Origin of the sequence: Sideroxydans sp. CL21 (assembly GCF_902459525.1) — a bacterium.
Lineage (GTDB): Bacteria > Pseudomonadota > Gammaproteobacteria > Burkholderiales > Gallionellaceae > Sideroxyarcus.
In genome coordinates this window covers 3,407,406-3,433,916 of record NZ_LR699166.1, presented here as the reverse complement: position 1 = coordinate 3,433,916, position 26,511 = coordinate 3,407,406, and the positions used below count along the sequence as shown (strand labels likewise).

Sequence of the window (26,511 nt, the reverse complement as noted above, 5' to 3'; positions counted from 1 at the left end):
TTAGCGACCCATGCCGGGAAACTTGCCAGCCATGCCGCGCATCATCTTCGCCATGCCGCCTTTGCTGCTGAACATCTTCATCATCTTCTGCGATTGTTCGAACTGGTTCAGCAACTGGTTTACATGCATCACTTGCACGCCTGCACCGGCAGCGATGCGGCGTTTGCGCGAGGCTTTGATGAGTTCTGGATGGGTGCGCTCGAACGGCGTCATCGAGTTGATGATGCCTTCGGTGCGGTTGATCTGGCGCTCGTCCACATTCGCTCCGGCAGCCGCTTTGGAAAGCTGTGCGGGCAATTTGTCCATCAATGCCGACATGCCGCCCATCTTTTTCATCTGCACGATCTGCATCTTGAAATCGTTGAGGTCGAAGCCTTTGCCGCTGTGCATCTTCTTCGCGAGCTTTTCGGCTTCGCCGATATCGACGTTGCGTTGCGCTTCTTCAATCAGGGACAGCACGTCACCCATGCCGAGGATGCGTTGCGCCATGCGTTCGGGGTGAAAGGCTTCGAGGCCGTTCGGTTTTTCGCTGACGCCGACGAACTTGATCGGCTTGCCGGTGATCTGCCTCACCGACAAGGCCGCGCCGCCGCGCGCATCGCCATCCAGTTTGGTGAGGATGATGCCGGTGAGCGGCAGCGCATCGCCGAAGGCTTTGGCCGTGTTCACCGCATCCTGTCCTGTCATCGCGTCGACCACGAACAGGGTCTCGATCGGTTTCAGTGCGGCATGCAGGTTCTTGATCTCGGCCATCATCGCTTCGTCCACGGCGAGGCGGCCGGCGGTGTCGACGATCAGCACTTCATGGTGGTGTTTGCGTGCCCAGTCCAAGGCGGCGAGCGCAATATCCAGCGGCTTCTGGCTGATATCGGAAGGGAAAAAGTCAATGTCGAGCTGTTGTGCCAGCGTGCGCAGTTGCTCGATTGCGGCGGGGCGATAAACGTCGCAACTCACCAGCAATACTTTCTTTTTATTTTGCTCGCGCAACAGTTTGGCCAGCTTGCCGCTGCTGGTGGTCTTGCCCGCGCCCTGCAGGCCGGCCATCAGGATCACGGCGGGCGGCACGGCGGCAAGGTTGAGCGCGTCGTTGTGCTCGCCCATCAGTTTGGTCAGTTCGCGGTTCACTACGCCGATCAGCGCCTGTCCCGGCTGCAGGTTGCCGATGACTTCCTGCCCCAGTGCGGCTTCCTTTACCTTGGCGATGAAGTCTTTGACGACCGGCAGCGCGACATCGGCCTCCAGCAGCGCAAGGCGAACCTCCCTGAGGGCATCCTGAATGTTGCTTTCGGTCAGCCGCGCCTGGCCGCGCAGATTTTTGACGATGCCGGTGAAGCGTTGTGTAAGGTTATCCAACATGATTCAAGTCCTGAAAGTTTCAGTCCGCGCCGGTGCAGACACTTGGGCGGCGCTTCCTGTAGAATCCGCACAGTCTAAAACATCTGCACTCCCCATGTCGAACCAAGCTCTGCATCTGCTAACGTTTGCCCTTTATTTCATACTGGCTATTCTGTTCTGGCGCGCACAGGCGGCGGGTAATGCCGAGCAGCAGAATCGGGGCGTATTGGGTTTTGCGGTCATCGTGCCTTTGGCGCTGCACGGGTGGTTGCTGTATGACACCTTGTTTGTCTGGGGAGCGCTAAACTTGGGACTGGTCTATGCGCTGTCGCTGATTTTGTGGCTGACAGTGCTGGTGTATTGGTTGGCGCGCTACTTCTATCCATTATCCAGCTTGCAGACCCTGGTATTGCCGCTGGCAGCCATCAGCACGGCGCTGCCGGCGATTTTCCCCGAGGCGCACATCCTGTCACAGCCTGCTTCAGGCCTGTTCGATACGCATGTTCTCGGCGCCATGTTGGCCTACAGCTTGTTTACCATCGCGGCCTTGCATGCGGGGTTGATCTCCCTGGTCGAAAAGCGCCTGCACCATGCCAAGCTGCCCAAGGTATTGCGCAACCTGCCGCCCCTGATGACCATGGAAATCCTGCTATTCCGTATTATCGGTATCGGATTCCTGTTGCTGACCATTACCGTTGCATCAGGCATGCTGTTTTCGGAGAAGATCTTCGGCCATCCCTTGCGCTTTACCCACATGACCCTGTTTGGGATGGTTTCCTGGGTGGTATTCGCCGTACTGTTATTGGGGCATCAGTTCTACGGCTGGCGCGGCCATACGGCGGTGCGCTGGACCATGAGCGGCTTCGTATTCCTTGTATTGGCCTATCTGGGCACCCAATTCGTGCTGGAAGTCTTCCTGCACCGCTAGTCGCCCCTATAAACAATCCTTGCCAGAATTCAACGATATATCGTAGAATTCGCGCCCTTTCGGCATTGGCCGAAATAAATCTATTGGGTAATTGCTATGGTAGTCATTCGTCTTTCTCGCGGCGGTTCTAAAAATCGCCCGTACTTCAACGTAGTGGTCGCGGATTCCCGCAACCGTCGTGACGGTCGTTTCATTGAGCGTATCGGCTTCTACAACCCGCTGGCAGTAGAAGGCACTGAAGGTCTGCGCATCCAGCTGGACCGCGTGACCCACTGGCAAGACAAGGGCGCGCAGTTGAGCGAGACCGTAGGTCGTCTGGTCAAAAAAGCCGGTGCAGCAGCCAAAGTTTAACGGACATAGCCGTTTCCCCCACCCTAACCCTCCCCCGGAGGGAGAGGGGACAAACGAGGCGAAACGCAATGAATGTTAACGAGGCAAGTCCCATGGTCGTCATGGGGAAGGTGGTTGGAGCGCAGGGCATCCAGGGTTGGGTAAAGGTACAAACCTTTACCGAGTATCTGGACGGCTTGCTTGAGTACGACACCTGGTACGTTGGCAACGAACAAAGCTGGCGTCCGCTGGAAGTTCTGGAAGCGAACGTGCATGGCGGCAAGGTACTGATCGCCAAATTGCAGGGCATCGTCGACCGTACGGCAGCAGAGAAATGCAAAGGTATGCTGATCGCGGTTCCGCGCGCAGAGTTGCCGGAGCAGCCGGAAGGCGAATATTACTGGTCGGACCTGATCGGGCTAACGGTTGAGAATCTGGCGGGTGAGGTGTTCGGCACGGTGGATGCGTTGCTGGAGACCGGAGCCAATGACGTGCTGGTGGTCAAAGGTGCGGCAGGCGAGACATTAATGCCGTTCATTGCCAGTGTCATCCAGAAAGTGGATTTGAAAAGCAGGAAGATCCTTGTGGATTGGCAGGCGGATTACCTCAAATGAGGTTCGACGTCATCACGCTGTTCCCGGAGATGTTCGAAGCGCTCACCAGGTATGGCATAACGCGGCGAGCGGCAGAGCAGGGCAAGTTTGAGTTGCGGACGTGGAATCCGCGCGATTTCACGACAGACAACTACCGCACCATCGACGACCGTCCCTACGGCGGCGGACCCGGGATGGTGATGTTGGCGGAGCCGCTGGAAAAAGCGATCAGCGCAGCGAAAGCAGCGCAGGCGCAAAGCGGGGCAAGGAAGAGTTGTGTGATCCACCTCTCGCCGCAAGGCAGGCAGCTCACCCACGAAGTGGTGATGGAACTGCTGGCGCGGGACGAAGGATTGATATTGCTGGCGAGCCGTTACGAGGGCGTGGATGAGCGCCTGTTGCGCCAGCAAGTGGACGAAGAGCTTTCCATCGGCGATTACGTGTTGTCCGGTGGCGAGTTGGCAGCGATGGTGGTGATGGATAGCGTGGTGCGGCAGATACCCGGCGTATTGGGCGACGATGCATCGGCGCAGCAGGACTCCTTCGTACAGGGCCTGCTGGATTGCCCCCACTACACGCGGCCCGAGATTTATAACGGCGAGGCGATCCCGGAAGTATTGATGTCCGGGCACCACGCCGAGATAGAGAAGTGGCGATTGAAGCAGGCATTAGGCAGGACTGCGGAACGTCGCCCGGATTTGCTGGCAACACGCCAGTTGACTAAACAGGAAGCTCGGCTACTGGCAGAGTACCAGCAGGAACAAGCGTCCGCACAAGAAGAGGAAACAAAATGAATCTGATCGGAATTCTTGAAAAAGAAGAAATCGCCCGTCTGGGCAAGACCATCCCCAATTTCGCACCCGGCGACACCGTTGTGGTCGGCGTGAACGTGGTCGAAGGCGACAAGAAACGTACCCAGGCCTTTGAAGGCGTGGTGATCGCCAAGCGCAACAAGGGGCTGAACTCCAGCTTCATCGTGCGCAAGGTGTCTTCCGGCGAAGGCGTGGAACGTACCTTCCAGACCTACTCCCCGAGCATCGCCAGCATCGAAATCAAGCGTCGCGGCGATGTACGCCGTGCCAAGCTGTACTACCTGCGCGACCGTTCCGGCAAGTCGGCACGTATCAAGGAAAAACTCGCTGCACGCAAAGTTACAGCGTAAGCAAGGGCAGTATGCAGCACGGAAAACGGGAGCTTCGGCTCCCGTTTTAGTTTCGGCCGCCGCTTTGCGGCTTCACATCGGCTACGCCGATATGAGCCTGCACTGAAGCATAGCTTTGCATTTCAGCTATGATGTGCGCATGAAATTCCAGGCCATCATCTCAGCACCGTTCGGCAAGCTCGGCATCCGCTGTTCAGACACGGATCTGCTGGGTATCGAATTTCTGCCTCAGAAGACCAAAAACCAGCCGCCAGTGAGCGACATGGCGAAAGCGATCTGTGCGGATTTGGAAGCCTATCTGGCCGATGCGAAACATGAGATCGATCTGCCTTTCGAGCTCGATGGCACGCATCATCAGTGCAACGTGTGGCAGGCAATGCTGAACATTCCCTGCGGGCAGACACTGACCTACGGCGAACTCGCAAAGCAAATCGGTTCCAGCGCACAAGCGGTAGGGCAAGCCTGCGGCAACAATCCCATCCCCATTGTCATCCCCTGCCATCGTGTGGTGGGCAAGGCAGGGCTGGGTGGATTCATGCATCGCGCAGACGATGATGCGCTGGCGATCAAGCGTTGGTTGTTGGCGCATGAACGACGCTGAACTACTGGACGAATTCAGTGACGCCCTCTGGTTGGAAGACGGTCTCTCCCGCAACACGCTGGAAAGCTATCGGCGAGATCTGAACAAATTCGCGGAATGGCTGCAAAAGCGGCGTGGATGCGGCCTGCAGGCCGCCACTCATGCCGATATACAGGGCTTTCTCGCGCATCTGGTCGGCGGCGAAAAAGCCAAAGCGACTTCCACCTCGCGCGCCATCTCCAGCCTCAAGCGATTGTTCCGCTACCTGCTACGGCAGAACAAGATCACGGATGATCCGACCCTGCAGATCGCCACGCCCAAGCTGCCGCGCAGCCTGCCCAAGAGCCTCACCGAGGAAGATGTCGAACTGCTGCTGAATGCACCCGATGTCGATACACCGCTCGGCATGCGCGACCGCACCATGCTGGAAGTGCTGTATGCCAGCGGCTTGCGCGTGTCGGAACTGGTCGGACTGAGCGTGGCGCAGGTGAGTCTGGACATGGGCGTGACGCGCGTGATGGGCAAGGGCAGCAAGGAGCGGCTGGTGCCGCTGGGCGAAGAGGCATTGGACTGGATCAGGAAATACCTCGCCGAAGCCCGTCCTGCCTTGCTTCAGGGCAAGCTCACCGATGCACTGTTCGTCACCCAGCGCGGCGAAGGCATGACGCGGCAGATGTTCTGGTATCTCATCAAGAAGCATGCGAAAGAGGGGGGACTACACAAGCCGCTGTCGCCGCACACCCTGCGCCATGCTTTTGCCACGCACCTGCTTAACCACGGCGCCGACTTGCGCGTCGTGCAGATGTTGCTGGGGCATTCGGATATTTCAACGACGCAAATCTATACGCATGTGGCGAGAGAGCGGCTCAAGGCCTTGCATGCGATGCATCATCCGCGAGGGTAGGAGGCAAAGCCTGATTTGGCGGCAGGAGGTTGTTCAGAGTTGGAAAGCCAGCCATAGAAACATACCTTCAGCAATTTCCCGCCAGAAGTTGAGCGGTTTAACGCGGTATGGCAGAGCCGCAGCTTGCTGGCGTTCGATCCACCCTGAAAAACGTCTGACCGCAGTCTGCTCATAAAATGCAACCATCATTTCGTAATTCAGGAACAGGCTGCGCTCATCCAGGTTCGCGGTTCCGGCCAAGGCGATCTCATCGTCGATCACCACTGCCTTGGCATGCATCATCCGGGGCAGGAACCACACATGCGCTCCCGCCGAAGTCAGCTCACGCAGCGCGCGGTGGCGCGAAAGATCCGCCAGAAGATGGTTAGATTTCTTCGGCATGACCAGGTCGACCCTGACACCGCGGCGAGCGGCGAGAGCCATGGACATCAGCAGTGTGGTGTTGGGGACAAAATAGGGAGTGACCACCAGGATGCGTTTGCGGGAATTGAAAAATGCGGAGACGAGTATTGTGTAGAGCGTATCGTCCGTCTGGTCCGGGCCGCTCGCAACCAGTTGCCCGATGGCAGATCCCGGCATCGGCTCCGGGTTGATCGGCGGCGCTGCATCAGGAAGCGAGCCGCGGGTTGCGAATGCCCAATCCAGCTCAAACTGCTGGCGTGTTTGCAGTGCCAATGCGCCATGCAAATCGAAACTCAGGTCGATCCAGGGTGGGTTGACTGAGGTGGCATCACCTTCGAAATACTCGGCAGCAAGATTTCTGCCGCCGCACCACAACCATTCGTCGTCCGCGACAACCATCTTGCGGTGATTTCGAAGATTGGTACGTCCCCGCAGTGACGAACGCAAAGGCGGCACGAAGAAGACCACCTGTACTCCCGCATCGGACAGGCTCCTGAAGTCGGTCAGTCCGCCCAGATAGGCACCGATACCGTCAACCATCAGCCGTACCTTGATCCCTTCACGGGCACGCCGCTTGAGTCTGCTTGCCAATTCGTTTCCCAGCCCGTCATTTGCGAAAACGAATGTGCTGAGTTCAATCGTATGCACTGCACCATCTATCATGCTGCGCAGTACCTGAAGTGCTTGCGTCCCGTCTTCGTGTATGTTCAATTGATGGTAGGGTGAGGCGACAGGGAGCGCCATGACTGCAGCGAGCTGTTGTGTCCGGGTAGCGAGAGTATCCGCATCGGAGTTATGTGTTGCTGATTCGGATATCCTGGCAAACGAACGGGCACTCTTTACCTTGCGTATCCCGAACATCAGATAGAGCGGCAAAGTTGCATAAGGCAACAAAACCAAAGCGACGACCCAGGCGATAGACGCCGAAGGATGGCGACGCAAGTGCAGCGTGTGCGAGGTGACGACATAAATGGACAACCCCAGCATCACGAACAGACCGTGCAGCGTCAGCCAGCGGCCAAGCAGTGTTTCATACGTCATTGTCATCACGGCATAGGCATAAGAGACAGTCTGCTGGTTTAATGTGAATTCCGGTTACAGCGCGTGTCAGTAAATCTTTTGGTCACCATCGGAAGGCATGGTCGTCAGGGCCAGTTCAATATTCGAGGCAAGATTATCGGCATATTTCGCCGCCTCGAACAGATGTAGCGTATCGTAGTATTGAGCTTTCGACCGAAAATTTTCAATATCTTGCTGCAGTATTTTCCGTATTTCATCTTTTTTCATCGCGTGACTCCCGAGTTTGAATCGCATAGCAATCAAATTGCCATCTGCGCAAGTCGGCATTTCTGCAAACAAAAGCCAAACAGCGATTCATGCAATGCATTGTTTTCGTTTTCAAGACGTTGCTCAGTTCACTAACACACATATGATCGGGGAAAGTGTTCAAACATTGATGAAGGGGGGTGGGGCATCAACCTTCAACTGAAAGCAATGAGTCGAACCTGTTCTGCAGAGCCAGCCGTGACAGGGATTCTATTTACCGGTACTTCCCTCCTTGATCAAGTGTCGGCGAATGGACTCCAATTCATGCCGGTGCTCCTCGTTGGTCTTCGGGTATGCCATCTTGAGGCTCTTGAATGTGTCGAGAATGATCCGGGAAACGATCAGCCGCGCATTCTCCTTGTCATCGGCGGGAACGACATACCAGGGTGATTTTGCGGTACTCGTTGCACTCAGGCACGCTTCATACGCTTGCATGTATTTATCCCAGTATTTTCGTTCTTCAATATCGGCTGTGCTGAATTTCCAGTTTTTGTCGGGGTTATCGATGCGAGCGAGGAATCGTTTGCGCTGTTCTTCTTTCGAAAGATGCAGGAAGAATTTGATGGTACGCGTACCGTTGCGGTGGAGATGATTTTCCAGGTCCACGATGGAGCGGTAGCGCTCCGACCAGATTGTCCTTTTGTTCAGCAGTTCGTCTGGAATATTCTGTGCCTGCAGAATCTCCGGATGTACGCGAACGATCAACACTTCCTCGTAATAGGAACGGTTGAAAATGCCGATGCGTCCGCGTTCCGGCAGCGACTGTGTGGTGCGCCACAAAAAATCATGTTCCAGTTCTTGAGCGCTTGGGTGCTTGAAACTGAACACCTGGCAACCTTGGGGATTGATGCCGGACATCACATGCTTTATGGCTCCGTCCTTGCCTGCAGCATCCATGGCCTGAAAGATCAGCAAAAAAGCGTAGCGGTCGGAAGCGTACTGCAGCTGTTGCAGCTTGCGCAGTTCATCAACGTGTTCGGCCAGCATCTTCTGATATTGTTCTTTTGAACTATAAACAGGCTTTACCAGTGTCGGCCACTTCTTCAGATTGACCTTGTCGCCTTCACGCACGCGGAAATCGCCGGATTTGATTTTCATGTGGATCCTTTCGGGTTATGCAGCTGCGAGCACTGCGGCTGGGGAATGGTCAGCGCCTCAAACCCGGCAATGACATCGAATAATTCTTCGTCGATACCGCTCTGCCGCAGACGGTGATAATCCCGGTTGAGTCCCTCCAGCAGTTCGCCGATGTTCTTCTCCGCACGCTGCATCGCGGTCAGGCGACTGGCATGCTCGCTTGCCAGCGATTCGGCACATGCGCGGAACAACGAAATGAAAAGGTATTCGCTGATCAACGCATGCAAGGTCGCATCGCCGCCCTCAAGTACTTCGGGCAGGTTTGCGTCCGGCCATGCCAGTTTGGATAATCCTGCCCGCCAGGTTTCGTCCAGCGGCAGCAGTCGCTGCATCACCGGTTCATAACCCGCCCTGGATTTCGGACGATTGTAGAACAGGTAGACCTGCGCGACTTTCCCGCGCTCGCGCTGCGTCTCGATCTCTACGAGTACGCGCCTGACCAGCGACGTGATCGCGGCGATGGAGTTGGGCACCGGAAAGTCACCGGAGACCGGCAATCCGGCCGTTTCGAGATAGCCCTGCACGCGCTCGCCGACAGACCAGACATGCTTGTTGCCCGGCATGCCCCCCAGCGCACCGGCAGCGAATTCCGTCAACACCTCGTTGAACTGGCCGACCAGCCCCTGATCCGAACCGAAAACCACCGCCCCGGTAGCCGCCTTATCATGTCGCATGTTTCCTTCCGGGTAGATCGCCGCGCCGGTGTGGCGCAACCAGGCGACCAGACCCAGCTCCACGGTCCGGTAGTAATCGTCCAGCGAATGCACCGCCCGCTCGTACTGCACGATGCTCGCGGCAGCCAGCGCTTTCATTGTGCGTACCACCGATTCGAGCTCGGTGGCACCGCCGATCTTGCGGCGCAGGTTTTCCGGCGTTTCGCTCATGATGATCCGAACGGTGCCAGCGCCACGCGCGCAAACTGCAGGATCGCCTCCCGGTCGCTGTCCATCAATTCTTCGAACGATGAGATGCGTTTGATCAAGTCGGCCGGGAATCCCTCCGTGGCTTTGTGCAGTGCCAGTTCGGCCTCGCGCATGCGTTCGAGAGGCACGTTATCGAACAGTCTGCCGGTCAGCGCCAGCAACACGGCGATCTGGCCGGGCACGGATACGGGCTCAAATGCCGGTTGCTTAAGGCAGGCGCGCACACGCCGCCCGTGTTCGATGATCTTGCGGGTGGCCTCGTCGAGCCGCGTGCCGAAGCGGGCGAAGGTTTCCAGCTCCTCAAACTGCGCGTAGGCGAGTTTGAGGTCACCCGATATTGCCCGGTAGGCGGCGCGCTGTGCCTGGCCACCGACGCGCGATACCGATTTGCCGACATCGACGGCGGGCAGAATGCCGAGCTCGAAGATGTTCGGCGAAAGATATATCTGTCCGTCGGTGATCGAGATCAGGTTGGTCGGGATGTAGGCGGCGATGTTCTGCGCCTCGGTCTCGATGATGGGCAGCGCGGTGAGCGAGCCTCCGCCGAGTTTGTCGCACAAGTGCGTGGCGCGTTCCAGCAGGCGCGAGTGGATGTAGAAGATGTCGCCGGGATAGGCCTCGCGTCCGGGCGGGCGGCGCAGCAGCAGCGACAGTTCGCGGTAGGCGCGGGCATGATTGGTGAGATCGTCGTAAACGATCAGCACATCGCGCCCGGCCTGCATGAAGTATTCGGCGATGCTGGTCGCGGAATACGGCGCGATATAGGAGAGACCGGGAGGATCGTTGCCCTCGGTCACGACGACGACGGTGTATTCCATCGCGCCGTTCTCGCGCAGGTCGGCGATGACTTTGGCGACCGCAGAGGCACGCTGGCCGATGGCGCAGTAGACGCACAGCACATCCTGGCCGCGCTGGTTGAGTATCGTGTCGACAGCGATGGCTGTCTTGCCGGTCTGGCGGTCGCCGAGGATCAGTTCACGCTGGCCGCGCCCGATCGGGATCAGCGCATCGACGACTTTGATGCCGCTCTGCAATGGAACTGTAACAGGCGCCCGATCCATGATGGGCGGCGCGGGACGTTCGATCGGCACGCGCTTTTCGGCGATCAAGGGCTCCTTGCCGTCAAGCGGTCGTCCGAGCGGATTGACGACGCGGCCGATCATGCCATCGCCCACCGGTATATCCACCACATGGCCCCTGCGCTCGACTTCGTCGCCTGCGTGCAGATTCCAGTAGTCGCCGAGCAGGACGACGCCGATCTCGTCTTCGTCGACATTGAAGGCGATACCGAACAATTCACCGGGAAACTTCACCACTTCCTCGTAACAAACGCCGGGCAGGCCGGCCACCCGGGCAATGCCGGTGGACAGGCTGGTGACGATACCGATCTCGTGCGCATCCAGCCCCTGCACATGGGCCTCGCGTACCCTGTCGAGGTTGGCAAAGGCCTGTTCGACCGTCGCCTGCAAGTTTTCAGCTTTCATGTCGTTGCGCTTTCAGCAGTGCGGCCAGTTCCTTTTCCAGCGACGCAAGATGATCGGAAATGCTCCATGCGATCTTCTGGCCCTGCAAAATGAGCTCGATGCCCCCGATCAGGTCGGGTATGGTCTCGAACCGGATCGGATCGCCAGTGCCCAGCGTGGCCTTGATGGACTCCTCGATCGTTGTTTGCTGCAGTTGCGGCAACTCGAAGGCGCTACGCACGGTAACGATGCCCTCGCCCGTTATAGCCGCCAATTTGTTGCGCTCGCTGTCGCCAATTTCGCGCAGGCGGCGCACAAACACCTCGACCATGCGCGCTTCCAGGCTGGCGCCGGAAAGATCGGCCAGCGTCTTGCGCGCGATCGAAAACACCGCTGCCTGCGTCCTGCGTGCGATCTCCTCATGCAGGCTGGAGAATTCGTTATCCAGCTTGTCCTGCAATTTGCCGCGCATGTCACCCGCTTCCTTGCGCACCTCCTCGAGCAGCCGACCATGCTCGGCAATCGCGTCGCTGGTCGCCTTGCTCAACAAACCGTCGCGCTGGCGGTCGAACTCGTCATTCTTGCGCCTGAATTCCTCGCGCTCGGCCAGTGCCTCGGTCTTCTTCAGGTCGGCGTCCGCCAGTTCCGCGGCAATGCGCTGCTCGCGTGCATCCAGCGCCTTGAGAATGGGCTGGTACAGATAACGCTTCATCAGCCACACCAATATCAAAAAATTGACGGCCTGCGCGATGACGGTGAACCAGTCGATCAGCATGATTATTTTGCTGCCGCCTGTGCGATCACATGGTTCCAGAACGGGTTGGCGAAAATCAGGATCATCGCAACCACGAAACAGTAGATCGCAATGGATTCGATCATCGCAAGTCCGACAAACAAAGTGCGTGTGATTGTGGTGGCGGCGTCGGGTTGCTGGGCCAGCGAGCTCAGTGCCGTAGAGACGGCGCGGCCTTCGCCCAGCGCCGGGCCGATGCCGCCGATGGCGATCGTCAGGCCCGCGGTGATGATCGAGGCCATCGCGATAAGTGTCGTGCTATCCATGCCTTTTTCCTTTCATTGTGATTGCTGGAAACTTCATGATGCTCCCGCTTCCTCTCGCGCCCGAGTCGCAGCCGCAATGTAAACGGTGGCGAGAATGCTGAAGATATAGGCCTGCACCATGCCGGTCAGCAGACCGAGCAGGCTCATCACGATCGGGAACAGGAACGGCGTGACGGTCAGCAGGATGGCGAGGATCATCGTGCCGCTCATCATGTTGCCGAACAGGCGGATGGCCATGGCCAGCGTGCGCGACAGTTCGCTGATCAGGTTGAACGGCAGCATGATTGCGGTCGGCTTCAGGTAGGATTCGAGATATAGGGCGAGCCCGCTTTCGGAGATGCCATACAGCGGTACCGCAATGAACACGCTGAGCGCGAGCGCGGCCGTGGTGGACAGAGAACCGGTAGGCGGTTCGTAGCCGGGGATGATCGTGCACAGATTCGAAAACGCGATGAACAGGAACAGCGTGCCTATGAAACCCAGGTATTTTTCCGGGTGGAGCAGGCCGACTTCTGCGATCTGATCGCGGATGGTCACAACGATCACTTCGAGCAGGCTTTGCCAGCGCGTGATGTGTACTTGGTGCTCGAGGTTGTGCGTGATAAGGCGAGCAGTCACGACCAGCACCAGCATCAGCACCCAGGTTGTCACGATGGTGACGTTGAGCTTGAAGAACCCGTGCTGCCACAGGATCAGTTCATCGGAACTAAGGTGCATGGACTGTCTCCCCCGGTGTCCGTTTCGCAGTCCAACGGGTCACGATCGAACGCGCGATGATGAAACCGAGCAGGCACAACAGCAGTCGCCGCCAGTCCGGCCCCCCGACAAAATAAAATCCTGCCAGCACAATGGCGGTGCGCAACAGCAAGCTGGCGCCGAACCACAGCGCGGGCTGTCCGGCCGAGAGTCCCTTACGCACCGTCCACCACAGGCCGCCGAAGAACAGCGCGCCGAGCAGCATGCCCGCGATCGGTACCAGCGCCATTTGCAACACTTCAGTCATCTCCGCCGCTCCCATCATCTTCGTGCTCCCGGCGTATCTCGTTATCCTCTTTAGCAATCCAGTGCCAGGCGTTCAGGCAACCGATGCCGAGGCCGGTAAGCAGCAGCGTCAGCATCCACGAATGGTTTGCCGGGTAGCGGTTGTCCAGCCAGACACCCAATGCGGCGCCGAGCAGTGTCGGCACGGACACCGACCAGCCCACCAGGCCCATCATGCCGAGACCCGACCACACCGTCCGCGTGACTTTGCGCTGTGCCCTGAGCTTGCGCGTTTCCTTCGCGCCGACCTGGCGCGCGAAAGCAGTCTCGCGTTCCGGCTTGTCAGCCACGATGATACTCCGTGAAATGGCGGACAAATCCGCTCTCCAGCCTTGCCAGCACAGCGCGAACTTGCCGCTCGTTCTCGTCGAGATTGACGAAATCCCGTGCGACCGCGTCGCGCAGCGTGCCGAGGTCCGTCCCGCCGATCGCGTTGCGCACCGAGACCAGCACGTCCGCGCCCGCCTTGACCAGTATGCCTTCGTCTACCGCGATGTAAACCTCGCCCTGCGCCTTCGTTTCATAGGTCAGTATCCCGGGTTCCAGTGCCGCCACGCAATCGAGCCGGCGCGGCAACAAGCCGAACGAACCCTGCGGCGTCTCCACGACGATGCGGCTTACGTCGTCGATCTCGGCGTAGACCTGGTACGGCAACAGGATCTTGAGTCTCATGTCGCGACCACCGGCTGCTTGCCAGCTGCGGATAGAGGCTGGTCAGCTTCGACCTTCTGCAAGGCTTCGTCGACACTCCCGATCATGTACAGTGCGCCCTCGGGCACATCCTTGAACTCGTCGCGCAGGATGCGCTCGCAGCCATCAAGCGCATCCTTGAGGCTGACGAGCTTGCCCTTGATGCCGCTGAACTGCTCGGTGGTATAGAACGGCTGGGTGAGGAAGCGCTCAAGCCGGCGTGCGCGCGCAACCACAGCGCGGTCGGTCGCGGACAATTGTTCCAGACCGAGCATCGCGATGATGTCCTTCAGGTCATCGTATTGCGCGAGCGTATTCCTGATTTCCTGCGCCAGCGCATAGTGGCGCTCGCCGACGATACCGGGAGTGGCCATCTTGGAACCGGACTGCAGCGGGTCGATGGCCGGATAGAGCCCCTCGCTCGCACGCTTGCGCGACAGCACAATGGAAGCGGACAGGTGCGAAAAAGTATGTACCGCGGCCGGGTCGGTGAAATCGTCAGCGGGTACGTACACCGCCTGGATAGAGGTGATCGCACCGGTGTCGGTGTTGGCGATACGCTCTTCCAATCCGGACAACTCGGTGCCCATGGTCGGCTGGTAACCGAGGCGCGACGGCATCTGTCCCATCAGGCCGGATATCTCCGAGCCGGCCTGGATGAAGCGGAAGATGTTGTCGATCAGCAGCAGCACATCGCGGTGCTCGTCGTCGCGGAAATATTCCGCCATGGTCAAGGCGGCATGACCGACGCGGAAGCGGCTGCCCGGCGGTTCGTTCATCTGGCCGAACACCATCACCATGTTGGGCAGCACACCTGCCTCTTTCATGTCGCGGTAAAGCTCCTCGCCTTCGCGGCAGCGTTCGCCGATGCCGCAAAAGATACTCACGCCTTCATGGTGGCCGACCATGTTGTGGATCATCTCGGTGAGCAGCACGGTCTTGCCCACCCCGGCGCCGCCGAACAGGCCAGCCTTGCCGCCGCGCTCCAGCGGAGCCAGCACATCGATGACCTTGATGCCGGTCTCGAAAACCTCGGATTTGGTTGAGCGTCGCGCCAGAGGAGGCGGAGCGTTGTGTACGCTGCGCCATTCGATGCCGGAGGGTGGAGGATGGCGGTCGATGACATTGCCGAACACGTCGAACATGCGCGAGAGTATCGCTTTGCCGACGGGCGCCTGTAGCGGCCCTCCGGTGTCTGTTACCACCGTTCCGCGGGCGAGGCCTTGCGTGGGTGTCAGCGCAATGCCGCGCACACGATACGCATCGAGCTGGGAAAGAACTTCAATGGAGATCTGATTGTCCGATCCGGCATGCAGGAGCGAATAGATCGGCGGCAAACGGCCGTCGAACCGGATATCGACGACACTGCCACGAACCGAGACGACTATGCCGCAATTGGATATGGCAGTCTTGTCTTCCATTTTTGCTCCCTCTGGCCAACCTCGTTACAGTGTAGGCGCACGCGTCCCCAATTTCCAGCGGAGCTATTGTTGATACAAATTATCAATTACACGGAAATGTCATCCAAAGCCTTGTGCATAGCCGCCAGAATCAGTTTGTCCGCATTCTTCTGATCGATCTCCGGAATATCCCAACCGAAGATCGTGCGGTATTTTTCAAGCAAGCCCTGCATGTCGGCAGCGATATCATTGCGATGAGCATCCAATTCCAGTTGTTCCATTTTTTTCATGGCGTACCCTTTTACTTTATGAACGTCGATTCGTTCCACATCACATAGTCGTTCGCTTTGACTGCCGCAGTCAGCAGCTCGACCAGGGGCATCCCGCGATGGGCTGCGCTCACCACCGGTTCCTCGTCATTTTTGGCGGCCACTTTCGGAAGTGCCTTGTCCGCAGCCAAGGAACTGGTCAACAGATTCAGCGCATGCGAAACGTCTTCCGCCCGGATGGAACCGGGCACGGTTGCGCTGTGACCCATCATTTTAAGCATGGCAAGCGCGTCATCCCCAAACAGGGTGATATTGGGATAGTTATCGGTTGAGAATGTCACCAGCATACAGTCCTCCTCGAATCAAAAATTGAACCTTGTGAACAATAGCGCAAACGGGAAGTTGCAGGGTGTCATGCGCCATGGCCCCATTTACTACTTGGCAAACAATATGCACTGTGCGTCTGCGTACATACAGCCAAAGTGGTTTGGCCTTAACTTGGCAAGCATTGCGTTGAGTAATATATTGTCCGTGGTGACTGTGCCAAACATATTGGCCATCATTGCGTTTCTCCGGATCCGAGCGGAAACAAATAGAGCCATGGAATACAAGGACTATTACAAGATCATGGGGGTTGCGCGCGACGCTACCCAGGATGAGATCAAGCGCGCATATCGTCTGCTGGCGCGCAAATATCACCCGGATGTCAGCAAAGAGCCCGATGCCGAAGCCCGTTTCAAGGAAGTCGGCGAAGCCAATGAAGTACTCAAGGATCCCGAAAAGCGTGCAGCCTACGACAAGCTGGGCGCCGACTGGAAAGCGGGCCAGGATTTCCGTCCGCCTCCCGATTGGAATACCGGCTTTGAATTTTCCGGCGGAGGCTTTACCGACGGCGACGCGGCGCAATTCAGCGACTTTTTTGAATCGCTCTATGGGCAAGGCTTTGGCGCGGGAAGCGGCCGCCGTGCGCAACCCCATGCAAAAGGCGAAGACCATCACGCCAGAGTGATGATCGATCTGGAAGATGCCTACACCGGTGCAGTCCGCACCATCACACTGCAAGTCCCCGAAGTCGACGCGCAGGGGCGTGTGGCGATGCGCGAACGCAAGCTCAACGTGACCATACCGCGCGGCATCCGTGCCGGGCAGCATATCCGCCTGGCGGGGCAGGGTGCGCCAGGTTCCGGGCAAGGCAAGTCGGGTGACCTGTTCCTGGAAATCGAGTTCCGTCCGCACCCCTACTATCGAGTCGAGAAACACGATGTGTATCTCGACCTGCCCGTTGCTCCCTGGGAGGCGGCTTTGGGCGCGGCCTTGAATGTGCCCACTCCGGGCGGTGTCGTCGAGATCAAGATTCCGGCCGGTGCTGCCACTGGAAACAAACTGAGACTTAAAGGCCGCGGCATTCCGTCGAGTACGCCGGGTGATTTTTACGCTGTGCTGAAGATCGCCCTGCCGCCTGCCGACGATGAAGCGGCCAAAGAGGTATACCGCAACATGGCCGGGCAGTTCAAATCCTTCAACCCGCGCAGCAAGCTGGGAGTGTGAGCATGGACAACGATGAAATGCTGCCGCAACTGAGCGGAATCATTCTGGAAGAACAAACCGGATTGACGCTGGCCGATATTTGCCGCGCATGTGCGGTACACGCGGAATACATCATCGAACTGGTTGAAGAAGGTGTACTTGCACCGGCCGGGCGCGAGCCGGCCAGCTGGCGGTTCACCGGAATCCACATGCACCGGGCAACGGTGTCCTTGCGCCTGCAGCGCGATCTGGGGGTCAATCTCGCGGGCGTGGCGCTGGCCTTTCAATTGCTGGATGAAGTCGAAGCACTGCGGGCGCGGATCAGGGCAATGGAAAACGAATGAGGCTGTATTTCACCGGAAAACCGGATGACAGGAAATCCGCCGATCGAATTTGAACAACTTTGCTGAAAGGCGAGAGACGACCATGACCATCACAGACGAACTTCAAGCCACCATGGAGCAGATGGTGCAACGCGGCAAAGGCATACTCGCTGCTGACGAAAGCCAGCCCACCATCGCCAAGCGCTTTGCATCGATCGGGGTGGAAGCCAGTGCGGAGAATTGCCGCGCTTATCGCACCCTGCTGTTCACTGCCCCCGGCATCGAGAGTTATATCAGCGGCGTGATCGAATTCGAGGACACGCTTGCGCAGTCCGCCGGCGATGGCACGCCGTTGCCGGCAGTGCTGGCGCGGCGCGGCATCGTGCCCGGCATCAAAGTGGACAAAGGCAAAGGGCCGCTGGCACTGTCGCCCGGCGATCTCATCACATACGGGCTGGACGGACTGGCGGAACGCCTGCGTGACCACAAAGGGCAGGGCGCGCGTTTTGCCAAGTGGCGCGAGGTCTACTCCATCGGCGAACGCAACCCGTCGATGCTGGGCATCTCGGCCAATGCAGAGATGCTCGCGCGTTATGCGGCGGTCTGTCAGGAGCAGGGCATCGTGCCCATTGTAGAACCGGAAGTGTTGATCGACGGCAATCACAGCTTGGCTCGCTGCGCCGAAGTGACCGAGGCGGTGCACAAGGAGATCTTTCATGCACTGCACCGCCATCATGTCGTGCTGGAACATATGATACTCAAGCCCAACATGGTGCTGCCGGGCAAGGATTATCCGCTGCGGGCCAGCGCTGCAGAGATCGCGATGGCGACCCTGCGCGTATTCCGGCGCACCGTTCCGGCGGCAGTGCCCAGCATCAATTTCCTGTCCGGCGGTTTGAGTCCGGAGGAGGCGACGGCCAACCTGAATGCCATGAATGCCGGCCTCCCCGGCATGCCGTGGCTGCTATCGTTTTCCTATGGCCGTGCCCTGCAAGAGCCGGTGCTGCAGGTTTGGCAGGGCAAGCCGGAGAATGTCGCCGCGGCCCAACTGGCATTGCTGAAACGTGCAAGGTTGAACGGTGCAGCCCAGCGGGGCGAATATCTGGCCGCGATGGAGTCCGCGAATTGACAAGCCGGGAGATCACGGTTGCCGAATATCTGCCGATCCGGTTGAAACAGATCGGGGTGAATCAGCTGTTCGGTGTACCGGGCGACTTTGTTCTCGGCTTCTTCAACCAGGTGCTGGAGAGCGAAGTGAAGTATGTCGGTACCTGCAATGAGCTCAACACCGCGTATGCAGCCGACGGCTATGCCAGAATTCGAGGCATTGGTGCTTTTGCATCCACCTTTGGCGTCGGGCCTGGCCTTGATGTTCAGACGGAGGCGAGAGCATGAGCGAACAAGCACGGGGAAACCATCCGCTATACGACCTGTTGCCCACAGATGTCGAAGGCTTCGAATCGCTGGTCGATCTGGCCCTGGATATGCGCTGGTCCTGGAGTCATGCCACCGACGAAGTGTGGCGGGAACTGGATCCGGTGCTGTGGGACCTGACGCATCATCCGAGCGATGTCCTGCAGACAGTCTCGCGCGAAAAGCTGCGCAACGCGCTCGCCGACCCGGCTTTCCGCAAAAAGATAGATGCCCTCGTGCAGTCCAAGAAGCGGGCGGAAGATGCGCCGGCATGGTTTCAGCAATCGCATCCGCAATCGCCGCTGAACTGTGTTGCGTATTTCAGCATGGAATTCATGTTGAGCGAGGCGTTGCCCATCTATTCCGGCGGTCTCGGCAACGTGGCGGGCGATCAGCTCAAAGCCGCCAGCGATCTGGGCGTGCCGGTGATCGGTGTGGGGCTGCTCTACCAGCAGGGCTATTTTCGCCAGGTGATTGACCGCGACGGAGAGCAACAGGCACTCTATCCGTATAACGACCCGGGACAATTGCCGATCACGCCCTTGCGCAAACCGGATGGGGAGTGGTTGCGACTGGAGATTCCGTTGCCCGGTTACTCGGTCTGGTTGCGTACCTGGCAAGTCCAGGTAGGCAGCGTGAAACTTTACCTGCTCGACAGCAATGACATCGCGAATTATCCGGCGCATCGCGGCATTACCAGCGAGTTGTACGGTGGCGGGCCGGAGTTGCGTCTCAAGCAAGAGATGCTGCTGGGAATAGGCGGGTGGCGTTTGCTGCGTGCCCTTGGCTTGCAGCCGGAAGTCTGCCACCTGAACGAAGGGCATGCCGCCTTCGCGGTGCTGGAACGGGCGCGGGACTACATGCAGGAATCCGGCCAACCTTTTGATGTGGCGCTGGCTGTGACCCGGGCCGGCAACCTGTTTACCACGCACACGGCGGTAGAGGCAGGATTCGATCGTTTTGCACCGGCCCTCATCGAGCAATATCTCGGCGGTTACGCCAAGAATCTCGGCATCACATTGCACGACCTGCTTGCGCTCGGCCGCCAGAATCCGAATGATCCGGCCGAACCGTTCAACATGGCCTATCTGGCGATACGCGGCAGCGGCGCAGTGAACGGCGTGGGCAGCTTGCATGGCCGGGTAAGCCGACATCTGTTCCAGCCCCTGTTTCCGAACTATCCGCATGCGGAAGTCCCGGTCGGGCACATCACCAACGGCGTCCACATGCCGACCTGGGATTCCGCGGAAGCGGATGAACTGTGGACCGAGGCTTGCGGCAAAGACCGTTGGATGGGGACGTCAGAGATCACCGGGCAAAACATGCGCCGTGTTTCCGACGCCAGACTCTGGAAGTTTCGCATTGCGGCCAGCCAGTCTTTTGTGGAGTACGTGCGCGAGCGCCTGTCCAGGCAACTGGCTACCTCCGGCGCTACCCCGGAAGAGGTGGCGGATGCGAAACAGTTTTTTGATCCCAATGTACTGACCCTGGGTTTTGCGCGCCGCTTCGCCGCCTACAAGCGTCCTAACATGCTGTTGCACAATCCGGAGCGACTGCTGCGTCTGTTGAGCAATCCGCAGCGCCCGGTACAACTCATCATCGCGGGCAAAGCACATCCTGAGGATCGTGCAGGCCAGGCTCTCATCCGGCAGTGGATACAATTCATCCGGAGTCCCGAGGCGCGCCGCCATGTGATCTTCCTGAGCGACTACAACATGCTCCTGAGCGAGTACCTGGTGCAGGGTGTCGATGTCTGGATCAACACCCCCTTGCGTCCGTGGGAAGCGTGCGGCACCAGCGGCATGAAGGTGCTGGTCAACGGCGGCATCAATCTGTCCGAACTGGACGGCTGGTGGGCGGAAGCCTACACGCCGGAAGTGGGCTGGGCATTGGGCGACGGTCACGAACATGGCGATGACCCGGACTGGAACGCGCACGAAGCCGGACAACTCTATGACCTGCTCGAACGCGAAGTGGTCCCGGAGTTCTACTCGCGTGACGATCAGGGAATACCCGTTGCCTGGGTGAACCGCATGCGGGAGAGCATGGCGCAATTGACGCCCAGGTTTTCCACCAACCGCACCGTGCGCGAATACACCGAACAACACTACCTCCCGGCAGCCGCAGCCTACCGCGAGCGAAGCGCGGACAAAGGTGCGTTCGGTGTCCAGATGGTCGATTGGCAGCGGGCACTTGCGCAAAAATGGAACGCGCTACGTTTCGGTGAGGTCAAGATCGAGACTGTCGGCGAGCAGCATGTATTTGAAGTGCAGATGTATCTCGACGGCTTCGATCCGGATGCGGTGCGGGTCGAGCTCTACGCCGAAGGCATAGGCGGCGCTGCGCCGGAGCGTGTGGAGATGCAGCGCGTGCGGCTACTGGTGGGCGCAATCAACGGCTATGTCTATCGTGCCAGCGTCTCTGTGGTTCGCACGGCGTCAGACTATACGGCGCGGCTCATGCCGAAGCGCGATGGCGTGGCGATTCCCCTCGAAGAGAATCATATTCTTTGGCAGCGATGATTCAAAGTTCCGTAGTCCCCTAGGTCGGGTTAGCACAGCGTAACCCGACATTATTGAGTAGGTCTGGCTTTAGCCAGACATGTCGGGTTAAAACCCGACCTACCAGACTTTCGTGCAAACCGGCTTGGCAGGCCTACACCCCCCGTGTTCATTCAGGAGACAACCATGTCCGGCAAACTCGATCAGCAATGCATCAACACCCTGCGCTTTCTGTCGGTAGACATGGTACAGAAGGCTGACAGCGGACATCCCGGCCTGCCGCTGGGAGCAGCGCCGATGGCTTATGTACTGTGGACGCGCTGGCTCAGGTTCAACCCGCGCAATCCGCATTGGTTCAACCGCGACCGCTTCGTGCTCTCGGCCGGACACGGTTCGGCGCTGCTCTACAGCTTGCTGCACCTGACCGGCTACGATCTGTCTCTGGACGATATTCGGCAATTCCGCCAATGGGGCAGCAAGGCACCGGGGCACCCCGAACGCGGACACACGCCCGGAGTGGAAACCACCACCGGACCGTTGGGTCAGGGTTTCGGCAACGCGGTCGGCATGGCGATCGCTGAGGCGCAACTCGCCGCGCGTTACAACCGGCCCGGCCACACCCTCATCGATCACCATACTTATGCCATCGTCAGCGACGGCGATCTGATGGAAGGCGTGGCCTCCGAAGCAGCCTCGCTGGCCGGGCATCTCAAACTCGGCAAACTGACCTGCCTCTACGACGACAACTACGTCACGCTGGCTGCAGGTACCGACATCAGCTTTTCGGAAAATCGCGCGCAGCGCTTCGAGGCCTACGGCTGGCACACCGTTTCGGTGGCGGACGGCAACGACATCGACGCAATCGATGCCGCCTTGGCGGCGGTACGCGCGGAAACCACCCGCCCCTCGCTGATCCTGGTGCGTACCCATATCGGTTACGGCTCGCCCGAGCAGGACAGCTTCAAGGCACACGGCTCACCGCTCGGCGCGGACAACGTACGCAAGGCGAAGCAGAAACTGGACTGGCCGACCGAACCTGACTTCCTGATACCTGACGCGGCAATGGTGCATTTCCGGGAAGCAGTGACACGCGGTGCGCAAGACGAGGCTGCCTGGAACGAGCGCATGAGCGCCTACGCCAAGACGTTTCCAGAGATGGCAGCAGAGCTTCAGTACCGCCTGCGGGACGAATTGCCGCCGGGATGGGATGCCGACATCCCGGTATTTCCGGCCGACACCAAAGGGCTTGCGACACGCGAGGCATCCGGCAAGGTAATGAACGCCATTGCACCCAATCTGCCGGCGCTGACCGGCGGATCGGCCGACCTCGATCCATCGACGAAAACGGCCATGAAAGGCATGGGCGATTTCAATCCCCTGCCGCAAAAGAACACCGACCAACAGGGTTCCGACAGCGCCGGTTGGAGCTATGCCGGCCGCAACCTGCACTTCGGTATCCGCGAGCATGCGATGGGCGCCATCGTCAACGGGCTTGCGGCACACGGAGGCTTTGTTCCGTATGGCTCGACATTCCTGATCTTCTCCGACTACATGCGCCCATCGATTCGGCTGGCAGCATTGATGAGTCTGCACGTCGTGCACGTGTTCACGCACGACAGCATTGCCGTCGGGGAGGACGGTCCCACGCACCAGCCGGTGGAACAACTGGCGAGCCTGCGCGCGATCCCGAACCTCATCGTGATCCGCCCCGGCGACGCCAATGAAACTGCGGTCGCCTGGCGCGTCGCACTGGAAGCGCGCGACCGGCCGGTGCTATTGATACTGAGCAGGCAGGATATGCCCACACTCGACCGCAGCCGCTACGCAACGGCGGATGGACTGCGCCGTGGCGCCTATGTTCTGAGCGATGCACCAGACGGCAAACCGCAAGTGATCCTGATCGCTAGCGGTTCTGAAGTCGGCCTCATCGTGGCGGCGGCGGAACGCTTGCAACAGCAAGGCATTGCAGTGCGCTGTGTCTCGATGCCAAGCTGGGAGCTGTTCGAGGCTTTGCCGCAAGCCGAGCGCGATGCGGTGCTGCCGCCTGCAATCGGTGCAAGGCTCGCTGTCGAACTGGGTGTGGCGCAAGGATGGGAGCATTACGTCGGCGAGCGCGGCGACATGCTCGGTGTTGAACGTTTCGGCGCTTCCGCACCGGCCGCAACCGTGTTGCGCGAATACGGCTTTACCGTGGACAATGTTTGCGCACGGGCAAAAGTACTGCTGGGCAGATGAAATCAGTATTCAGGATCGGCTACGGACACGATCAGTCACCTCACACATGTGATGCCCGATTAGGCGGCAGGGTTTTCGAACGGGATGCGCTTATCTTTCTCCAAATCCGTCACATGAAAAAAATGACGACAGTGTTTACGCAGTCAATACAGCGACGTAAGGCTTCATGAATTCGGTGTGATCATCAACCGCATTTCCCAAGGAGATATATGAAAAGATTACTATTAACGACGTTGCTGATATTTTCCGCACTTCCGGCGTGCGCTGCCGATGTGGCCGGCATTTTCGGACAGGGAAGCACCCAATTTTCCTTGCTGGCCGGAAGCGGCAATGCTTTCAACAACAACTATTTCATTGTCGGTGCGGGCGCGAACTATTACGTGCTTGATGGAGTGGGTGTCGGCTTGTCTTACGAGAACTGGTCGGGCAGCAGCCCCGGTATCAACAAAATCTCGCCGTCCGTGCAATACGTTTTTTATCGGGCAACGTCGGTGCAGCCATATGTGGGCGGATTTTATCGTCATGCCATGATCTCCGGTCAGTCCGGCATCAATTCGGTCGGGGCTCGCGCTGGTGTCTATTTTTCTTCGGGCTCCAAAAGTTTGGTCGGCGTCGGACTGGCGTATGAATCCTACCTTAACTGCCAGACGTCAATTTACGGTTCGTGCAGCGAAATTTATCCCGAGGTCAGTTTTATTTTCGGATTTTGATGAGGCAGCTTGTGCGTCTTTGATGCTGGTGCAGAAGCCCGATTATTGAGATTTCCGTAATTGGTGACAACACACGAAACCTGTTATCTCGTCATTCCGGCGAAGGCCGGAATCCAGCGGGTTTATTCAACATGCTTTTAGCTTTTGTCCCGCGTTGCGGGAGTTTGTTTTCTGACTGGATTCCGGCCTTCGCCGGAATGACGATAGTTCACAATTTTTGTGTAATTAATTATGGAAAGATCAATAAATAGATAGTGCTTCGAACCGTGAGGACGACAACAGCGCTTGAAGAAGGCACGGCAAAGAATTTTTTGACTGTTGATGATTAACCTGATGAATGACTGGAGATTTCATGACGCATTTTTCAAATGATATTTACACTGAGCCTTCAAATATCGACGTTGATACACTGAAAAATCTTGGCCCTCTTCGCGGAATGGCAGGTATTTGGGAAGGCCGGCGGGGTTTGGATACCAAACCAAAGGCTGAGGGGCCGAAGAAACAAGTTTACGTCGAGCATATTGAGCTTCAACCCATTGATCCCCAGACCAACGGGCCGCAATTGTTATATGGCCTGCGATACCACACTCATGTTACAAAGCCCGATCAGGTCAAGACTTATCACGAGCAAGTAGGATACTGGTTATGGGAACCCGCCACGAACACTGTGATTCACAGCCTTACGATTCCGCGCGGTGAAATTGTTATGGCAGCAGGGAATGCAAGTGAAGACGCGAAAGAATTCGAGCTGATCGCAACGCATGACTCCACCAACTTTGGAATTCGCTCGGCTCCATTTCTTGACCATGCATTCAAGACGGTCGAATTCCGGATAAAAATATCCATCAATTCAGACGGCACCTGGTCTTACAACGAAGATACCGTCCTGATGATAAAAGGAAAGAACGATCTCTTTCATCATACCGATCAAAATACACTGACCAGGATAGCCGAACCTACGCCAAATCCATTGGCGCGATCATGATTGGCATTATCGGATGGCGTCCGTCCCGGGACAGTTTCTTTACAACCATCAACAGCGCGGACTCCACAGTCGAGGATACTCTTGGGTGTGAGTTCATTACTCAAGGGATAGCGGTTGTGGTGTGAAATATCCAGACTGAATGGCATATTGTTATTTCCCACCCGGTCATGTAGCGTCCGCAAAATAATTCAAACTTTCGATGTTCAGGAAAACAATGCTGGCACAAGACAAACTAAAAACCTATCTTTCCCTGACCTTGCTCGCATCAGCCGTTTGGTTGATGCACGGATTTATTCCGGCAATGCTGTGGGCTGTTGTTATCGGTATCGCAACCTGGCCTTTGCGCATAAAGGTCGCGCAAAAAACCAAACTTAACGACATGGGGGTTGCGGCCATCATGACCGTTGCTGTTGCCGTCTTGTTGTTCCTTCCGATTATCTATGCACTGATTCTCGTTGCCTCTGACCTGGGCGCATTGACCAGCTGGATCATGCAGATGCAGAAAACCGGGATAGCGGCACCTGACTGGCTGCACTTAATTCCAATAGTTGGCGACCGGGCATCCGGGTGGTGGGCGGCTAATCTAAGTGATCCGGCCGGCCTCTCTGTATTCCTGGGAAGTGCGGATAATTCATGGATAAGAGAAATTGCGCAGAACATAGGTGCGCAGGCGGCCCACCGCCTGTTCACGCTGGTATTTGCGATTGTGACGCTCTTTTTCCTGTACAAGAAGGGAGAGGGTTTATCAAGCAAAACACTTACGCTCCTTGAGAAATTGACTGGCGAAAGCGGCAAGCGTTATGGGCTGCAGGCAGCGACCGCGATCAGGGCTACGGTGAACGGCGTTGTGCTTGTCGGACTGGCAGAAGGATTGTTCATAGGCATGTCCTACTGGGTCGCAGGTGCTCCTCATGCGGCAATTCTGGGGGTGTCGACCGGCGCGCTGGCGATGATTCCTTTTGCTGCTCCCTTGATTTTTACAGGTGTATCCGTCGTCCTGATCTTGCAAGGGAAAATGGCTGCCGCGGTGAGTGTGTTTGTGTTCGGTTGGCTGGTACTGGCAATTGGCGACCATGTTTTGCGGCCAAAAATCATCGGCAATTCGGTCGAACTACCTTTTCTATGGGTGTTGTTCGGTATTCTTGGTGGTGTGGAAGTTTTCGGGCTGATTGGCTTGTTTATTGGCCCGGCACTCATGGCGCTGGTGGTGATGATGTGGAACGATATGACGGAAGTTGAAAGCCAATCAGCGTCCGTCTGATAACTGCAGGACGC

31 protein-coding genes are annotated in these 26,511 nt (G+C 57.9%); 16 read left to right on the top strand and 15 right to left on the bottom strand.

Annotated features, from left to right (window positions below):
- Positions 1–1,356: a signal recognition particle protein gene (gene ffh, locus QOY30_RS16390; RefSeq protein WP_283745693.1), complete on the bottom strand. Its 1,356-nt coding sequence runs from the start codon at positions 1,354–1,356 to the stop codon at positions 1–3.
- A gap of 94 nt (positions 1,357–1,450) precedes the next feature.
- Here ffh and QOY30_RS16385 point away from each other — a divergent pair, with 94 nt between their 5' ends.
- From QOY30_RS16385 to xerD, 7 genes are all read left to right on the top strand, one after another.
- Positions 1,451–2,263: a cytochrome C assembly family protein gene (locus QOY30_RS16385; protein ID WP_283745692.1), complete on the top strand. Its 813-nt coding sequence runs from the start codon at positions 1,451–1,453 to the stop codon at positions 2,261–2,263.
- A 96-nt stretch (positions 2,264–2,359) separates the two neighbouring features.
- Positions 2,360–2,614, top strand: coding sequence for a 30S ribosomal protein S16 (gene rpsP, locus QOY30_RS16380; RefSeq protein ID WP_283745691.1), 255 nt, complete (start codon positions 2,360–2,362; stop codon positions 2,612–2,614).
- Between the two features lie 68 nt (positions 2,615–2,682).
- Positions 2,683–3,207 (top strand): ribosome maturation factor RimM, encoded by a 525-nt coding sequence (gene rimM / locus QOY30_RS16375; protein ID WP_283745690.1) that lies wholly within the window; start codon positions 2,683–2,685, stop codon positions 3,205–3,207.
- A complete protein-coding gene (gene trmD, locus QOY30_RS16370) occupies positions 3,204–3,980 on the top strand; it encodes a tRNA (guanosine(37)-N1)-methyltransferase TrmD (RefSeq protein ID WP_283745689.1) in 777 nt (258 codons plus the stop codon). The genes rimM and trmD overlap by 4 nt, the downstream gene beginning before the upstream one ends.
- Positions 3,977–4,348: a 50S ribosomal protein L19 gene (rplS, locus tag QOY30_RS16365; RefSeq protein ID WP_283745688.1), complete on the top strand. Its 372-nt coding sequence runs from the start codon at positions 3,977–3,979 to the stop codon at positions 4,346–4,348. Before trmD ends, rplS begins: the two co-directional genes overlap by 4 nt.
- 139 nt (positions 4,349–4,487) lie before the next feature.
- Positions 4,488–4,949: a methylated-DNA--[protein]-cysteine S-methyltransferase gene (locus tag QOY30_RS16360; protein ID WP_283745687.1), complete on the top strand. Its 462-nt coding sequence runs from the start codon at positions 4,488–4,490 to the stop codon at positions 4,947–4,949.
- Positions 4,936–5,832, top strand: a complete 897-nt coding sequence (gene xerD, locus QOY30_RS16355) for a site-specific tyrosine recombinase XerD (RefSeq protein ID WP_283745686.1) — start codon at positions 4,936–4,938, stop codon at positions 5,830–5,832. The genes QOY30_RS16360 and xerD overlap by 14 nt, the downstream gene beginning before the upstream one ends.
- Before the next feature lie 33 nt (positions 5,833–5,865).
- On the opposite strand, the gene QOY30_RS16350 is transcribed toward xerD, so the two are convergent.
- From QOY30_RS16350 to QOY30_RS16285, 14 genes are all read right to left on the bottom strand, one after another.
- On the bottom strand, positions 5,866–7,275 hold the full coding sequence (locus QOY30_RS16350; protein ID WP_283745685.1) for a phospholipase D-like domain-containing protein: 1,410 nt from the start codon (positions 7,273–7,275) through the stop codon (positions 5,866–5,868).
- Positions 7,276–7,341: 66 nt separating this feature from the next.
- A complete protein-coding gene (locus QOY30_RS16345; RefSeq protein ID WP_283745684.1) occupies positions 7,342–7,521 on the bottom strand; it encodes a hypothetical protein in 180 nt (59 codons plus the stop codon).
- 249 nt (positions 7,522–7,770) lie between these two features.
- On the bottom strand, positions 7,771–8,658 hold the full coding sequence (locus QOY30_RS16340) for an ADP-polyphosphate phosphotransferase (protein ID WP_283745683.1): 888 nt from the start codon (positions 8,656–8,658) through the stop codon (positions 7,771–7,773).
- Entirely contained in the window at positions 8,655–9,581 is a 927-nt protein-coding gene (locus QOY30_RS16335) for a F0F1 ATP synthase subunit gamma (RefSeq protein ID WP_283745682.1), read from the bottom strand. Before QOY30_RS16335 ends, QOY30_RS16340 begins: the two co-directional genes overlap by 4 nt.
- The gene (locus QOY30_RS16330; RefSeq protein WP_283745681.1) at positions 9,578–11,104 is read right to left on the bottom strand and encodes an alternate F1F0 ATPase, F1 subunit alpha; all 1,527 of its coding nucleotides are present in this window, start codon (positions 11,102–11,104) and stop codon (positions 9,578–9,580) included. Before QOY30_RS16330 ends, QOY30_RS16335 begins: the two co-directional genes overlap by 4 nt.
- Entirely contained in the window at positions 11,094–11,858 is a 765-nt protein-coding gene (locus QOY30_RS16325; RefSeq protein WP_283745680.1) for a F0F1 ATP synthase subunit delta, read from the bottom strand. Before QOY30_RS16325 ends, QOY30_RS16330 begins: the two co-directional genes overlap by 11 nt.
- 2 nt (positions 11,859–11,860) lie before the next feature.
- Entirely contained in the window at positions 11,861–12,142 is a 282-nt protein-coding gene (locus QOY30_RS16320) for a F0F1 ATP synthase subunit C (protein ID WP_283745679.1), read from the bottom strand.
- 33 nt (positions 12,143–12,175) lie between these two features.
- Positions 12,176–12,859: a F0F1 ATP synthase subunit A gene (locus QOY30_RS16315; RefSeq protein ID WP_283745678.1), complete on the bottom strand. Its 684-nt coding sequence runs from the start codon at positions 12,857–12,859 to the stop codon at positions 12,176–12,178.
- A complete protein-coding gene (locus QOY30_RS16310; protein ID WP_283745677.1) occupies positions 12,849–13,145 on the bottom strand; it encodes an ATP synthase subunit I in 297 nt (98 codons plus the stop codon). Before QOY30_RS16310 ends, QOY30_RS16315 begins: the two co-directional genes overlap by 11 nt.
- Complete coding sequence (locus QOY30_RS16305; RefSeq protein WP_283745676.1) at positions 13,138–13,473, bottom strand: AtpZ/AtpI family protein; 336 nt, start codon at positions 13,471–13,473, stop codon at positions 13,138–13,140. The genes QOY30_RS16310 and QOY30_RS16305 overlap by 8 nt, the downstream gene beginning before the upstream one ends.
- Positions 13,466–13,855 (bottom strand): F0F1 ATP synthase subunit epsilon, encoded by a 390-nt coding sequence (locus QOY30_RS16300; RefSeq protein WP_283745675.1) that lies wholly within the window; start codon positions 13,853–13,855, stop codon positions 13,466–13,468. Before QOY30_RS16300 ends, QOY30_RS16305 begins: the two co-directional genes overlap by 8 nt.
- The gene (atpD, locus tag QOY30_RS16295; protein WP_283745674.1) at positions 13,852–15,294 is read right to left on the bottom strand and encodes a F0F1 ATP synthase subunit beta; all 1,443 of its coding nucleotides are present in this window, start codon (positions 15,292–15,294) and stop codon (positions 13,852–13,854) included. The genes QOY30_RS16300 and atpD overlap by 4 nt, the downstream gene beginning before the upstream one ends.
- 86 nt (positions 15,295–15,380) lie before the next feature.
- A complete protein-coding gene (locus tag QOY30_RS16290) occupies positions 15,381–15,563 on the bottom strand; it encodes a hypothetical protein (RefSeq protein ID WP_283745673.1) in 183 nt (60 codons plus the stop codon).
- 11 nt (positions 15,564–15,574) lie between these two features.
- Positions 15,575–15,889: a DUF1840 domain-containing protein gene (locus QOY30_RS16285; RefSeq protein ID WP_283745672.1), complete on the bottom strand. Its 315-nt coding sequence runs from the start codon at positions 15,887–15,889 to the stop codon at positions 15,575–15,577.
- A gap of 253 nt (positions 15,890–16,142) precedes the next feature.
- Here QOY30_RS16285 and QOY30_RS16280 point away from each other — a divergent pair, with 253 nt between their 5' ends.
- From QOY30_RS16280 to QOY30_RS16240, 9 genes are all read left to right on the top strand, one after another.
- Positions 16,143–17,090, top strand: coding sequence for a DnaJ C-terminal domain-containing protein (locus QOY30_RS16280; RefSeq protein WP_283745671.1), 948 nt, complete (start codon positions 16,143–16,145; stop codon positions 17,088–17,090).
- A gap of 2 nt (positions 17,091–17,092) precedes the next feature.
- A complete protein-coding gene (locus QOY30_RS16275) occupies positions 17,093–17,413 on the top strand; it encodes a chaperone modulator CbpM (RefSeq protein ID WP_283745670.1) in 321 nt (106 codons plus the stop codon).
- A gap of 82 nt (positions 17,414–17,495) precedes the next feature.
- Positions 17,496–18,521, top strand: a complete 1,026-nt coding sequence (locus QOY30_RS16270) for a class I fructose-bisphosphate aldolase (RefSeq protein ID WP_283745669.1) — start codon at positions 17,496–17,498, stop codon at positions 18,519–18,521.
- Positions 18,518–18,787: a thiamine pyrophosphate-binding protein gene (locus QOY30_RS16265; protein WP_283745668.1), complete on the top strand. Its 270-nt coding sequence runs from the start codon at positions 18,518–18,520 to the stop codon at positions 18,785–18,787. The genes QOY30_RS16270 and QOY30_RS16265 overlap by 4 nt, the downstream gene beginning before the upstream one ends.
- The gene (gene glgP / locus QOY30_RS16260; RefSeq protein WP_283745667.1) at positions 18,784–21,327 is read left to right on the top strand and encodes an alpha-glucan family phosphorylase; all 2,544 of its coding nucleotides are present in this window, start codon (positions 18,784–18,786) and stop codon (positions 21,325–21,327) included. Before QOY30_RS16265 ends, glgP begins: the two co-directional genes overlap by 4 nt.
- A 165-nt stretch (positions 21,328–21,492) precedes the next feature.
- Positions 21,493–23,541 carry a transketolase gene (gene tkt / locus QOY30_RS16255; protein WP_283745666.1) on the top strand — a complete coding sequence of 683 codons (2,049 nt, stop codon included), beginning with the start codon at positions 21,493–21,495 and terminating at the stop codon, positions 23,539–23,541.
- 209 nt (positions 23,542–23,750) lie between these two features.
- Positions 23,751–24,251, top strand: coding sequence for a hypothetical protein (locus tag QOY30_RS16250; protein ID WP_283745665.1), 501 nt, complete (start codon positions 23,751–23,753; stop codon positions 24,249–24,251).
- A 352-nt stretch (positions 24,252–24,603) separates the two neighbouring features.
- Complete coding sequence (locus tag QOY30_RS16245) at positions 24,604–25,236, top strand: FABP family protein (protein ID WP_283745664.1); 633 nt, start codon at positions 24,604–24,606, stop codon at positions 25,234–25,236.
- Positions 25,237–25,450: 214 nt separating this feature from the next.
- Positions 25,451–26,497, top strand: a complete 1,047-nt coding sequence (locus tag QOY30_RS16240; protein ID WP_283745663.1) for an AI-2E family transporter — start codon at positions 25,451–25,453, stop codon at positions 26,495–26,497.
- Positions 26,498–26,511: the final 14 nt, after the last annotated feature.

Bases quoted from the DNA above. Each gene is read 5' to 3' on its own strand.
- ffh (WP_283745693.1), bottom strand. From the start codon at position 1,356: ATGTTGGATAACCTTACACAACGCTTCACCGGCATCGTCAAAAATCTG.
- QOY30_RS16385 (WP_283745692.1), top strand. From the start codon at position 1,451: ATGTCGAACCAAGCTCTGCATCTGCTAACGTTTGCCCTTTATTTCATA.
- rpsP (WP_283745691.1), top strand. From the start codon at position 2,360: ATGGTAGTCATTCGTCTTTCTCGCGGCGGTTCTAAAAATCGCCCGTAC.
- rimM (WP_283745690.1), top strand. From the start codon at position 2,683: ATGAATGTTAACGAGGCAAGTCCCATGGTCGTCATGGGGAAGGTGGTT.
- trmD (WP_283745689.1), top strand. From the start codon at position 3,204: ATGAGGTTCGACGTCATCACGCTGTTCCCGGAGATGTTCGAAGCGCTC.
- rplS (WP_283745688.1), top strand. From the start codon at position 3,977: ATGAATCTGATCGGAATTCTTGAAAAAGAAGAAATCGCCCGTCTGGGC.
- QOY30_RS16360 (WP_283745687.1), top strand. From the start codon at position 4,488: ATGAAATTCCAGGCCATCATCTCAGCACCGTTCGGCAAGCTCGGCATC.
- xerD (WP_283745686.1), top strand. From the start codon at position 4,936: ATGAACGACGCTGAACTACTGGACGAATTCAGTGACGCCCTCTGGTTG.
- QOY30_RS16350 (WP_283745685.1), bottom strand. From the start codon at position 7,275: ATGACGTATGAAACACTGCTTGGCCGCTGGCTGACGCTGCACGGTCTG.
- QOY30_RS16345 (WP_283745684.1), bottom strand. From the start codon at position 7,521: ATGAAAAAAGATGAAATACGGAAAATACTGCAGCAAGATATTGAAAAT.
- QOY30_RS16340 (WP_283745683.1), bottom strand. From the start codon at position 8,658: ATGAAAATCAAATCCGGCGATTTCCGCGTGCGTGAAGGCGACAAGGTC.
- QOY30_RS16335 (WP_283745682.1), bottom strand. From the start codon at position 9,581: ATGAGCGAAACGCCGGAAAACCTGCGCCGCAAGATCGGCGGTGCCACC.
- QOY30_RS16330 (WP_283745681.1), bottom strand. From the start codon at position 11,104: ATGAAAGCTGAAAACTTGCAGGCGACGGTCGAACAGGCCTTTGCCAAC.
- QOY30_RS16325 (WP_283745680.1), bottom strand. From the start codon at position 11,858: ATGCTGATCGACTGGTTCACCGTCATCGCGCAGGCCGTCAATTTTTTG.
- QOY30_RS16320 (WP_283745679.1), bottom strand. From the start codon at position 12,142: ATGGATAGCACGACACTTATCGCGATGGCCTCGATCATCACCGCGGGC.
- QOY30_RS16315 (WP_283745678.1), bottom strand. From the start codon at position 12,859: ATGCACCTTAGTTCCGATGAACTGATCCTGTGGCAGCACGGGTTCTTC.
- QOY30_RS16310 (WP_283745677.1), bottom strand. From the start codon at position 13,145: ATGACTGAAGTGTTGCAAATGGCGCTGGTACCGATCGCGGGCATGCTG.
- QOY30_RS16300 (WP_283745675.1), bottom strand. From the start codon at position 13,855: ATGAGACTCAAGATCCTGTTGCCGTACCAGGTCTACGCCGAGATCGAC.
- atpD (WP_283745674.1), bottom strand. From the start codon at position 15,294: ATGGAAGACAAGACTGCCATATCCAATTGCGGCATAGTCGTCTCGGTT.
- QOY30_RS16290 (WP_283745673.1), bottom strand. From the start codon at position 15,563: ATGAAAAAAATGGAACAACTGGAATTGGATGCTCATCGCAATGATATC.
- QOY30_RS16285 (WP_283745672.1), bottom strand. From the start codon at position 15,889: ATGCTGGTGACATTCTCAACCGATAACTATCCCAATATCACCCTGTTT.
- QOY30_RS16280 (WP_283745671.1), top strand. From the start codon at position 16,143: ATGGAATACAAGGACTATTACAAGATCATGGGGGTTGCGCGCGACGCT.
- QOY30_RS16275 (WP_283745670.1), top strand. From the start codon at position 17,093: ATGGACAACGATGAAATGCTGCCGCAACTGAGCGGAATCATTCTGGAA.
- QOY30_RS16270 (WP_283745669.1), top strand. From the start codon at position 17,496: ATGACCATCACAGACGAACTTCAAGCCACCATGGAGCAGATGGTGCAA.
- glgP (WP_283745667.1), top strand. From the start codon at position 18,784: ATGAGCGAACAAGCACGGGGAAACCATCCGCTATACGACCTGTTGCCC.
- tkt (WP_283745666.1), top strand. From the start codon at position 21,493: ATGTCCGGCAAACTCGATCAGCAATGCATCAACACCCTGCGCTTTCTG.
- QOY30_RS16250 (WP_283745665.1), top strand. From the start codon at position 23,751: ATGAAAAGATTACTATTAACGACGTTGCTGATATTTTCCGCACTTCCG.
- QOY30_RS16245 (WP_283745664.1), top strand. From the start codon at position 24,604: ATGACGCATTTTTCAAATGATATTTACACTGAGCCTTCAAATATCGAC.
- QOY30_RS16240 (WP_283745663.1), top strand. From the start codon at position 25,451: ATGCTGGCACAAGACAAACTAAAAACCTATCTTTCCCTGACCTTGCTC.